Source organism: Streptomyces sp. NRRL B-24572 (genome assembly GCF_002156145.1).
Taxonomy (GTDB): domain Bacteria; phylum Actinomycetota; class Actinomycetes; order Streptomycetales; family Streptomycetaceae; genus Streptomyces; species Streptomyces vietnamensis.
Window position 1 is genome coordinate 1 of record NZ_MWIG01000891.1, and the last position, 6,835, is coordinate 6,835.

Genomic DNA, 6,835 nt, shown 5'->3' on the forward strand with positions numbered 1-6,835 from the left:
CGGCCGTAGGCGTCGTACGTCATGGGCGTGACTCCTCGGGAGGCGTGGCGGCGTGCGGTCTCGGATGCGGGTACGGGTGCGGGTACGGGTGCGGTGCGCCGGACACGGCATCCCCTAGAGGGCCGAGCCCAGGAAGACCTGCTCCAGGTGCTTGGAGACGGGCTCGTCGGGGCGGCTGAACCAGTAGCCGTGGCCGCTGCGCTGGAAGAGCTTCAGCTCGCCGAGCTGGACGAGGGTCTCCGCGAGCTTCACGGCGAGTCCGGCGGGGTCGATCACGGGCAGGCCGTGGAGTTCGTGGATGCCGAGGTGCCAGAGGATCTCGTTGGGGATGCCCTCGGCGGGGATGATGACCTCGGCCCCGGCCTTGGCGGCGCGCAGGGCGGCCGCCGAGTACACCTCGACGAACTCGTCGAAGTCGCCCTCCAGGGAGCGGTGCACGGAGTCCCAGCCGCCGGGCACGACCTCGTACGAGCTGAGCGAGGACTCCAGGCGGTACTGGCGGATGTTGGCCCTGATGGGCTCCTCCAGGGGCGGCATGAAGCCGAGGACGCCGAAGCGCTGGCCGGTGAGCGCCGAGAGGAAGAAGGCCGTCTCGCCGTATCCGAGGGTCGGGATGGAGGCGAGGTGGCGGGCGTCGCGCAGGCCGGGGTCCTGTCCGGCGGCGATCACCCAGGCGTCGTAGCCCTCCCGCTCCGCGACGAGCGCGGACTCGGAGAAGTGGCGGCTGAAGAGCACCTGGGCGGAGTGGTGGCCGACGAGGCCGAAGGGGGTGCGGTCGGGGTACGTGTCGGCCGGCAGGGTCTTGATGTCGACGGTGGTGCCGGGTGCCGCGATCGCGTCGAGGTGCTCGCGGTACCACTGGTCGAGCAGCGGAAGCCGTCCCTCAACGGTGTGCTTGTGAAACCAGATCCGCATGTGCGTCACCTTTCAGGGGTCGTGGTGCGACGTCGAGAAGTGAGGCCTTGAGCAGGTAGTCGGTGGCCGCGCGGGGGTCCGCGGCGGTGCGCCGCAGGTCGGCGATCCGGGCGAGGAGTTCGGCGGGGCTGTCCAGGCCGGCGGTGCGGGCCTCGCTGCGCGGGAGGACGGCCGTCTCGACGACGGAGCGGCGTCGGCCGAGGGCCGCGTCGAGCGGTGCCTCGTCGCCCGTGCCGGTCCGCAGGACGGTGGCGAGGGCCCGGCCGGTCTCCACGGCGTCGTGGAGACCGCAGTTCATGTTGAGGCCGCCGGCGGTGGAGGTGAGGTGGGCCGCGTCCCCGGCGAACAGCACCCGGCCGGCCCGGTAGCGCGGCAGCAGGAACCGCGCGAGCCGGTAGGTGTGCGCGTCGGTGATGCGCACGGCCCGTCCGGCGGCGCCCGGCAGGGCCTGCTCGACCCGGGCCCGTACGGTCCCCGGCGCGAGCACCTCGTCGCGGGGCGTGCCGCGCCGGATGCGGAAGATGAGCCGCCAGTGGTCGGGCATCCCGAGCGCGCTGCAGGAGGCCCGGGGGTCGCGGACGTACGTCAGCGGGGCGAGCCCGGGGACCAGTTCGTCGAGCGGGGAGTCGGTGACCACGCGGAGCGCGTAGTCCGGGTACTCCTCGGCCGTGCCCGGGAGTCCGGCGAGCTCGCGCAGCCGGCTGCGGCTGCCGTCGGCCGCCAGGACGTACGGGTGGTGGGTGTGAGCGGGTCGCCCCGCCGCGTCCTCCGTCCGCAGCCGCACCCCCTCGCCGGTCTCCTCGGCGCCGGTGACGGTGGCCCCGAACCGTACGTCGGCGAGGCCGGTCGCGGTCAGCGCTTCGAGCAGCAGCGGGGTGAGCCGGGCCTGCTCGACGTGGAGCCGGTACGGGTGGCCCGTGTGCCCGGCGAGCAGTCCGTAGTCCAGCTCGGCGTGCACGGTGCCGTCCAGGTCGCGCCACTGGACGCGGTCGACGGTGCGGCCCTGGACGCGCAGGGCGGCCGCCACACCGAGTTCGTCGAGGAGGTCGAGGGTCGCGGGGTGGAAGGTGGAGGCGCGGGACTCGGTGGCCAGTTCGCTCCTGGCCTCCAGGACGGTCACCGGGATCCCGGCGCGGGCGAGGACGAGCGCGGCGGTCAGGCCCACCGGCCCGGCGCCGACGACGGCGACCGGCCCGTGGGGTGTCGTACGACCGCTCACGACACGGTCACGGCGGCGGCCCGCTCCGTGAGCCTCCGGAGCAGCGGGTGGGCGTCCGGTCCGTCGGCCGGGAGGCCGAGGGTGTCGCGGGCCCACCAGGCGCTCGCCAGGTTGGAGGTGAGCAGGGTGCGCCCGCTGTCGCGGCCGAGCTCGGCGAGCGCGTCGAAGGTGAACATGCCGGTGCCGGTGAACAACAGAGTGGCGTCCTCGGGGAGTTCGGCCTCCCTGACCTGGGCGACGAGTTCCTCGGTGGTCACGTCGTACGGGGAGAAGCGCGCGCCGGCCCGGACCTTGACGACCCGGTCGACCTTGAGTCCGGCCGACTCCCAGTAGGCGTGGGAGAGTTCGGTGAGCCAGGGCTCGTAGGGCGAGATCAGGACGAGCCGTTCGGCGCCGACGGCCCGCGCGGTGTCGAGGATGGCCAGGGCGGCGGACCGTACGGGCGCTCCGACGCGCTCGGAGAGCTCCGCGCAGAGCGCGCGGTCGCCTTCGGGGGTGAGGAGGTAGTGCGAGCCGGTGCAGGAGACGACGGCCGCGTCGAGACGCAGTCCGCCGAAATTCCCGAGCACTTCGGGGAGCACGTCGTTGTACTTCTCCAGACGACCGCGCAGGTCTTTTCCGGGAAGTACCGGGAACCGGGAAGTGTGCACATTGAATGCGGGGCTTACGAGGCTGCCGATCTCGGGTTCGGCGGCGGCGTTTCCGGACGGAACCACCACACCGAGTCGCGGCGCCGATTGCAGAGCCATGAACGAGTCTCTCCCTTCCGTTCGGTGCCATTGACATCACCGTACGGGCGGGGCGACCCGTACATCGATACGGGAATCCGCACTCCTTTCCGGGTGACCCGGTTCCGGAAATGCGAACGGCGCCGCACCGTGAATACGGTGCGGCGCCGAGGCCGGGAGGAATGTGGAATTCAGCTGCCGGCGGCCGCCTCGGCGACGAGCTCGTCGATCTTCGCGCGGCGGGTGAGGCCGCCGTTCACGGCCCAGTTCCCCTCCGGGATCTCGTTCACGACGAGCCAGACGACGGTGTCGGGCCCGGTCGCCGCGTGCACGTGCCGGGTGATCTCGACGGACAGCGCCTCGTTCCGCTCGGGGGTGAGGAAGCCCTCCAGGGGCGTGAGGACGACCAGGACGCCCGGGGGCCGGCCGGCGCCGGTGGTCGCGAGCCCCTTGGCGGCCTCGCGGACGTACACCCAGGTGGCGGCGGCGAAGAACTCGGTGTGCGGCAGCTCCATGGCCGTGAGCACGGAGTCGGCGACCTGCTGCTGCAGGACCTCGGCGGCGGCCTCGGAGAGGGTGCCCTCGGGAACGGTTATCTCGACCAGCGGCATGGCGACTCCCATCATCGGTGCGTACGTCAGGAGGTGTGTACGTCAGGAGGTGTGTACGTCGGGACGTGCGGATCAGCAGGCCGGCGCGGCTTCGAACCGGTCGATGGCGGCGGCCAGTTGGGCGCGCCTGCGGATGTCGAGCTTCCGGTAGATCCGGGTGATGTGCAGTTCCACGGCCCGGGTGGAGACCGTGAAGGACTCAGCGATCTGCTTGTTGGTCAGGCCGTCGAGCATCATCGTGGCGATGCGCCGCTCGTGGGCGGTCAGCTCCTCACGGGCGCTCGGCGGGGCGGTCAGCTCCTCACGCACGCCCGGAGGGGTGGGCGGCGTGACGGACGCCGGCACGCCCCCGCGTATTCGCTCGTGGGTCCCGGCGCCGCCGGTGGACCGTTCGAGGCCGGCGAGGACCACGTGCCCCATGACGGCGTTCCATTCCCGGACCCGCAGTTCGCCGATGACCTGCGCCTGTGCGTACGGGTCGGCGTACAGCACCCGTAAGAGGGTGCGGCGGTCGGGGGCCTCGCAGACCAGGAACTCCCCTGTGCCGTCCCGCCAAGGGCCGCCGCCGAGCAGGATGCCGCGCGCGGCCATTCTTTTCCAGTAGGCCCGATGAGCCTCTCCGAAACTCAACCGGTCCGTTCCATTGCCACGGAAAACGAGTTCGACCACAAAAGCCACGTGCGACTCCCCCATTAAGGCCGGGTGTTTCCGCCTGTGACGCTACCATCCATCACCCGGTCCATTAATGAACACAATGTTGCGACCGGCGGCCCGACATTTGATGGGTTCTGACGGTGCTCGGCTAATCGGCCGCCGCAGGTGTCGGTACGGGGGCCGCCTCGGGGGCCGGTTCGGCCGCAGGACGGGGCTTGCGGCGCAGCAGGCCGGTGGCGGCGAGCACCGCCACGGCGCCCAGCCACACGGTCCAGCCGAGCGGCTCGCGCAGCACGACGGCGCCGAGCACCACGGCCACCGCGGTCATCAGGTAGGTGACGGTGGAGGCCACCGTGGGACCGTCCTTGATGATCAGCTCGAAGTTGAGCAGTGCGGCGAAGCCGGTGCAGACCACGCCGAGGACGAGGACCGAGATCACCGAGTCGGCGCGCCAGGTCACGGCCTGGAGGCCGAGGAACGGGAAGGCGGCGAGGAGCAGCACGGTCGCCACGCTGAGCTGTCCGCCGGCCAGCATCAGCGGCGGAATGCCCCTGCCCACGAGGAACTTGCCCATGTACGCGAAGCTGGCGCCGAAGCTGACCGAGCCGAGGACGAAGCAGAGGATGCTCCAACCGGTGCCCGCGGAGGCCGAGTTCCAGGGGGAGGCGATGAGCGCGGTGCCGCCGAGGCCGAGCAGCACACCGCCGGCCTTGTAGCCGGAGACCCGCTTCTCCTGGCCGAGGAGGAGCGCGGCCGCCAGGGTCCAGATCGGCGCGCTGCCGTTGACGACGGCGGCGACGCTGCTGGAGCCCTCGATCTCGCCCTCGGCGTACAGGGTCCAGGGGACGGCGTTGCCGAGGAGCGCGGCCACCGCCAGATGCCCCCAGGTGGCGGGCTCCTTGGGCAGCCGGAGCCCCTTCGCGTAGCCGATGGCGAGGATGACGACGGCGCCGAGGGCGAGCCGGATGAGCACCATCTGCACGGGTGAGAAGCCGTATCCGGCGATCTTGATCCACAGGAAGACGGAGCCCCAGACGAGGCTCAGCGCGGCCAGCCGCGCGTACGTGGCTTTGGACATGGGTGTTCCCGCTCCAGGAGAGGACAAGGGGGAGGTTCAGGGACGCGCGAAGTGGTCCGCGGTACGGGAACGAGCCTGGCAGCGGCGGCCGGACGGGGTCCAGCAACGGCTCGTGGACGGTACCTTCCACGAGCCGTGGCGAATCGCGTTCCGCCGGGTCGGACGGTGTTCAGACGGCGACGGCCGCCCTGGCCACCGTACGGAGCGCGTCCAGGACGGCGGCGATCTCCGGGGAGGTCTGACTGCCCTCCCGTACGGCCGCGAAGACCGTGCGGGACGGGGCCTGCTCGCTGAACGCGCGGATCGTCACCTCGGGCCGCGGCGCCGGCTTGGCCATCCGCGGGACGAGCGCGACCCCGAGGCCGAGCCGCACCGCCGCGAGGGTGGCGTCCCAGTCGCCGATGGCGTGGGAGGCCTGCGGGGTGAACCCGGCGGCCGTACAGGCGGCGACGCCGATGTCGTGGCACATGCCGGTCGTCGCGAAGATCCAGGTCTCCTCGGCGAGGTCGGCGAGGAGCAGCCGGGGGCTGTCGAGGAGCCGGTGGCCCTCCGGCAGGGCGATGTCGAAGGGGTCGTCGCAGAGCGCGATGCGGTGGAACCGCGGGTCCTCGCCCACCGCTCCCGGATGGTGCGCGGTGTCCGCGGAGATGACGACGTCCGTCTCCCCGCGGTGCAGCATCGAGAAGCTCTCCGGCGGGTCGATCTCGGCGAGCGAGGTCCGAAGGAGCGGCCGGGTCTCCCGCAGCCGGGCCACCGCGGGCAGGATCAGCGCCGAGAGGGTGGTGGAGAAGCCGGCCACCGCGACCTCGCCGCTGTCCCCGCTCCCGTGCGCGGCGAGCTCGGCGCGCATCTGCTCGACCTGGGTGAACACGGCGTCGGCGTGCCGGAGCACGATCCGCGCCGCGCCGGTGAGGCGCAACCGGCGCCCGGACGGTTCGGTGAGCGGGACGCCCAACTCCCGTCCCAGGGCGCTGATCTGCTGGGAGACGGCCTGCGGGGTGAGGTGGAGGGCCCGGGCGGCCGCGCTGACGGTGCCGCGCTCGCTGAGCTCCCTGAGCACGCGCAGCTTGCGCAGGTCCAGATCGGCCACGTCCCGCACGCCCTCCCCCTCACCGTGAAGCCATCCGCAAAGCCGTTCGCAAAGCCGTCCGTGAAGCCGTCCGTGAAGCCGTCCGTGAAGCCGTCCGTGAAGCCGTCAGCGTCTCGTCATCGTACGCAGCCGGCGTCCACGTCGATGACCTCCTTGACCAGTGTCTCCAGGACGTCGAGGTCCCGCGCGGTGCGGCCCGCCTCGCGCCGGTCGCCCGGGTAGGTGGGGTCGAGGACGACGGCGCCCGCGCCCAGGTCCTGGAGGAGCCCGAGGTCGTCGGCGATCTGCGCCAGGGTGCCCTCGCCGAGCAGCCGTCCCGGGCCCAGCGGCCGCGGGGCGACCCGCAGTTTGATCCGGGGACAGAGGTCGGGCACCGGGAGTTCCTGCTCCTCGGCGACCTGGCGGAGCGTGGGCAGTCCCACGCCGAGGAGCCAGTCGCCGGAGACGGAGGTGGGGTGCCAGGCGTCGCCGAGGCGGACGGCCCGGCGCAGCGCCCCGTAGCTGTGGCCGCCGACCCAGACGGGCGGGCCCGGCCGCTGC

At 72.4% G+C, this 6,835-nt stretch carries 7 protein-coding genes and 1 pseudogene; all 8 read right to left on the reverse strand.

The features are described from left to right. Positions 1–114: 114 nt before the first annotated feature. Positions 115–915, reverse strand: a complete 801-nt coding sequence (locus CCN56_RS37770; RefSeq protein ID WP_041131583.1) for an aspartate/glutamate racemase family protein — start codon at positions 913–915, stop codon at positions 115–117. Then, positions 884–2,134, reverse strand: coding sequence for an NAD(P)/FAD-dependent oxidoreductase (locus CCN56_RS37775; protein WP_086832198.1), 1,251 nt, complete (start codon positions 2,132–2,134; stop codon positions 884–886). The genes CCN56_RS37770 and CCN56_RS37775 overlap by 32 nt, the downstream gene beginning before the upstream one ends. After that, positions 2,131–2,715, reverse strand: a complete 585-nt coding sequence (locus CCN56_RS37780; RefSeq protein ID WP_306300660.1) for an arylmalonate decarboxylase — start codon at positions 2,713–2,715, stop codon at positions 2,131–2,133. Before CCN56_RS37780 ends, CCN56_RS37775 begins: the two co-directional genes overlap by 4 nt. A gap of 338 nt (positions 2,716–3,053) precedes the next feature. Next, positions 3,054–3,473 (reverse strand): hypothetical protein, encoded by a 420-nt coding sequence (locus CCN56_RS37785; RefSeq protein ID WP_086832203.1) that lies wholly within the window; start codon positions 3,471–3,473, stop codon positions 3,054–3,056. A 72-nt stretch (positions 3,474–3,545) separates the two neighbouring features. Further along, on the reverse strand, positions 3,546–4,166 hold the full coding sequence (locus CCN56_RS37790; RefSeq protein WP_086832200.1) for a LuxR C-terminal-related transcriptional regulator: 621 nt from the start codon (positions 4,164–4,166) through the stop codon (positions 3,546–3,548). Positions 4,167–4,275: 109 nt separating this feature from the next. After that, positions 4,276–5,205, reverse strand: a complete 930-nt coding sequence (locus CCN56_RS37795) for a DMT family transporter (protein ID WP_086832201.1) — start codon at positions 5,203–5,205, stop codon at positions 4,276–4,278. 169 nt (positions 5,206–5,374) lie between these two features. After that, entirely contained in the window at positions 5,375–6,295 is a 921-nt protein-coding gene (locus CCN56_RS37800; protein ID WP_256962378.1) for a LysR family transcriptional regulator, read from the reverse strand. 116 nt (positions 6,296–6,411) lie between these two features. Beyond that, positions 6,412–6,835 (reverse strand): annotated as a pseudogene (locus CCN56_RS37805) (LLM class flavin-dependent oxidoreductase); the annotation flags it as partial.